3 protein-coding genes are annotated in these 3,227 nt (G+C 69.4%); 1 reads left to right on the top strand and 2 read right to left on the bottom strand.

The window, feature by feature from the left end:
- Positions 1-587, bottom strand: a 587-nt coding sequence (locus G3I65_RS45865; protein WP_160701663.1) for a cyclic nucleotide-binding domain-containing protein, incomplete at its 3' end; no start/stop codon positions are given.
- A gap of 4 nt (positions 588-591) precedes the next feature.
- A complete protein-coding gene (locus G3I65_RS45860) occupies positions 592-1,995 on the bottom strand; it encodes a family 2B encapsulin nanocompartment shell protein (RefSeq protein WP_160701662.1) in 1,404 nt (467 codons plus the stop codon).
- A 408-nt stretch (positions 1,996-2,403) separates the two neighbouring features.
- Between G3I65_RS45860 and G3I65_RS45855 the strand changes: the two genes are divergently transcribed.
- A complete protein-coding gene (locus G3I65_RS45855) occupies positions 2,404-3,168 on the top strand; it encodes a DUF4239 domain-containing protein (RefSeq protein WP_160701661.1) in 765 nt (254 codons plus the stop codon).
- The last annotated feature ends 59 nt before the right edge of the window (positions 3,169-3,227 follow it).

The raw sequence follows: 3,227 nt of genomic DNA, 5'->3' as shown, positions 1-3,227 counted from the left end.
CCGTTGAGGCGGGCGTAGGTGGCGGCGGGCAGGACGAGGGTGGTGACGCGGGTGGCGGCGCGGGCGGTGTGGTCCCAGGTGGCGTCGTCCCGGGTGAGGAGTTCGGCGCCGAGGTGGTCGCCGTCGGTGACGGTGGAGAGGGCGGTGTCGTCGCCGTAGGGGCCGGTGCGGTGGCGGGTGACTTTGCCGTGGGCGATGAGGATCAGGGTGTCGAGGGGGGTGTTTTCGGTGTGCAGGGTGGCGCCGGGGTCGTATTCGCGTTGCTCGAACGCCTCCGCCAGCGCCCCGAGTGCGGCTTCGTCGGTGAAGTCGCGCAGGAGGGCGAGTTCGGTGAGTTCGGCGGGGACGACGTGGACGCGGGTGCCGGTGGTGTAGAAGGAGAGTTTGCCGTCGCCGAGGGTGTAGGTGAGGCGCCGGTTGACCCGGTAGGACCCGGCGGGGACGTCGACCCAGGGGAGCTGGGTGAGCAGCCAGCGGGGGGTGATGCCCCGCATCTGGGGGCGGGTTTTGGTGGTGGTGGCCAGGGTCCGCGCGGCGGGGATCCCGAGGGACTGCTGCGCCGCGGCGGGTTCCTCGATGATCGTCACGGGGTCAGCTTTCCCGGCCGAGTTCGACGCTTTCCAGCACCGCCAGCGCGTCCGGGACCAGCACCGCGGCGGAGTAGTAGGCGGAGACGAGGTAGGAGATGATGGCCTGCTCGCTGATGCCCATGAACCGCACGTTGAGGCCCGGCTGGTATTCGTCCGGGAGCCCGGTCTGGTGCAGCCCGATCACGCCTTGGGCTTGTTCGCCGGTGCGCATCAGCAGGATGGAGCTGGTGCGGGTGTCGGAGACGGGGATTTTGTTGCAGGGCAGGATCGGGACGCCGCGCCAGGCGGGGACCTGGTGGCCGCCGAGGTCGACGGAGGTCGGGTAGATGCCGGCTTTGGTGCATTCGCGGCCGAACGCGGCGATGGTGGTGGGGTGGGCGAGGAAGAAGGCGGGGTCTTTCCAGACGAGGGTGAGTAGTTCGTCGAGGTCGTCGGGGGTGGGTGGGCCGGTGCGGGTGGGGATGCGCTGGGCGAAGTCGGCGTTGTGCAGGAGCCCGAAGTCGGTGTTGTTGACCAGTTCGTGTTCCTGGCGTTCCCGGAGGGCTTCGATGGTGAGGCGGAGTTGCTGTTCGGTCTGGTTGTGGGGGGTGTTGTAGAGGTCGGCGACGCGGGAGTGCACGCGTAGGACGGTCTGGGCGACGGAGAGTTCGTATTCGCGGGGTTGGGTGTCGTAGTCGACGAAGGTTCCGGGGAGTTGGGGTTCGCCGTCGTGTCCGGAGGCGAGGGAGATTTCGGCTTCGCCGTGGTCGTTGCTGGCCGCCGATCCCCGCGCCTGGTAGGCCTCCAGGTGCGCTTGCAAACTCTCCGCGCGGGTGAGGATGTCGTCGAAGGCGGACCTTGTCAGGGTGAGGACGGTGCAGGTGGTGACGGCTTTGGCGGTGAATTCCCAGATGCCGTCGGTGTGGGTGAGGGTGGTCTCGCCGAAGTAGTCGCCGTCGGCGAGGGTGGCGAGGGTGGTTTGGTCGCCGTAGGCGCCGGTGCCGGTTTTGGTGATTTTGCCGTGGGCGATGAGGAAGACCTGGTCGGCGGGGGAGCCGAATTCGACGAGGGTGTCGCCGGGTTGGTAGTCGTGCTGGGTGAAGCGGGCGGCGAGTTCGGTGAGGACTTCGTCGTCGTCGTAGCCGCGTAGGGGGGCGAGTTCGCCGAGTTCGGGGGGGATGACGCGGACGGTGGCGCCGGTGGTGGTGAAGGTGACGCGGCCGTCGCCGACGGAGTAGGAGAGGCGGCGGTTGACGCGGTAGGAGCCGGCGTCGACGGTGGTCCAGGGGAGGGCTTTGAGGAGCCAGCGGGTGGAGATGCCTTGCATCTGGGGGATGGATTTGGTGGTGGTCGCCAGTGTGCGGGCGGCGGCCCGGCCCAGGCTCAGCGGTGTGTGCTCGGATTCCACCGGGTCGGTGACGGTCACAGCGAAAACCACCCATCATTCGCGTCGGAGCCGAATTCGCGCGGTCAAGCGAACTCGCGAAATCAACATAGCAACGGCGTGCCACCGCACAATGCCACGATCGGGTCACCGGGGACGATTGGCGGCGCCCGCTCCGCCATTTCGGACACCTCACGGCGGAGGCTCGGTCACCCGGGGTGCGCGGCCGTCACCCGGTCGGGAAATGCCCAGCTCATAAGGGGAACGTCCGGTTGCCGCGTGGAGCGACTACCACGGTCCGGGACCCGGTAACTGGGCCGAACCGGCGAAATTCCCGGCCGGGGTGCGGCCACCCGGATGAATCGAACAATGTACGGTTGTCCGGCCCCAAACCGATGACTAACTTGGGCGATCCCGGTGGTGGAAAACCCCGGTGGGGAAAGGACGTGGATGAACATCTTCGTGGCCGGTGCGCTCTGGGTGGCCGGCGCGGCCGTCGTCGGGGGCCTGATCGCCTACCTGGTCCGCCGGTTCGGCTGGGACGAAGGCCGGCCCGACAACAACGACGCGGCGGGCCAGGTGTTCACCATCGTCGGCGGGCTGCACGCGGTGCTGGTCGCGTTCGTGCTCATCTCGCTGTTCGACGGGGTCGGCTCCGCGAGCCAGGACGCGCAGAACGAAGCTGACAGCCTGGTCGCGGCCACCTGGGCGGCCGACGCGCTGCCCGGCGACACGAAGGACCGGGTGCACCAGCTCGCCGTCGCCTACGCGCGCACGGTCGAGGAGCAGGAGTGGCCGCGCCTGGCCGACGGCGGCGCGATCCCCACGACCGGCTGGACGCAGCTCGACCAGATGCGCCAGGCGGTCGCGGCCGCCGACGTCGACGGGGACTGGGAAATCGACCGCAAGACCGAGGCGAGCAACCAGCTCTGGTCGGTCTACCAGGCCCGCCAGCAGCGGCTGGCCAACTCCGGCGGTGGCGGCGTCGGCGCGGTCGTCTGGTTCGCGCTGATCCTCGGCAGCCTGATCACCGCGATCCTGCTGCCCAACCTGTTCGGCGGCACCCGGCTGGCCGCGCACGTCATCATCGTGTCCACCCTGGCCGGCACGATCACGTTGCTGCTCTTCGCCATCCACGAACTGCAGAACCCGTTCAGCGGCGGGGCGAAAGTGCCGCCGGAGGCGTTCACGACGGCGCTGGACCGGCTGGCTTGACCGCCCCGCGAGCCCGCTGGGCGGCGATGCTCGGCGTGGCCGCGGCGGTCTCGGCGCTG

It is taken from the genome of Amycolatopsis sp. SID8362 (assembly GCF_010550475.1).
GTDB classification, from domain to species: Bacteria; Actinomycetota; Actinomycetes; order Mycobacteriales; family Pseudonocardiaceae; genus Amycolatopsis; species Amycolatopsis eburnea.
Note: the sequence above shows the minus strand (reverse complement) of the source record. Positions and strands in the feature narration are given on the sequence as shown.

Coding starts and splice junctions, on each gene's coding strand:
- G3I65_RS45855 (WP_160701661.1), top strand. CDS start 2,404: ATGAACATCTTCGTGGCCGGTGCGCTCTGGGTGGCCGGCGCGGCCGTC.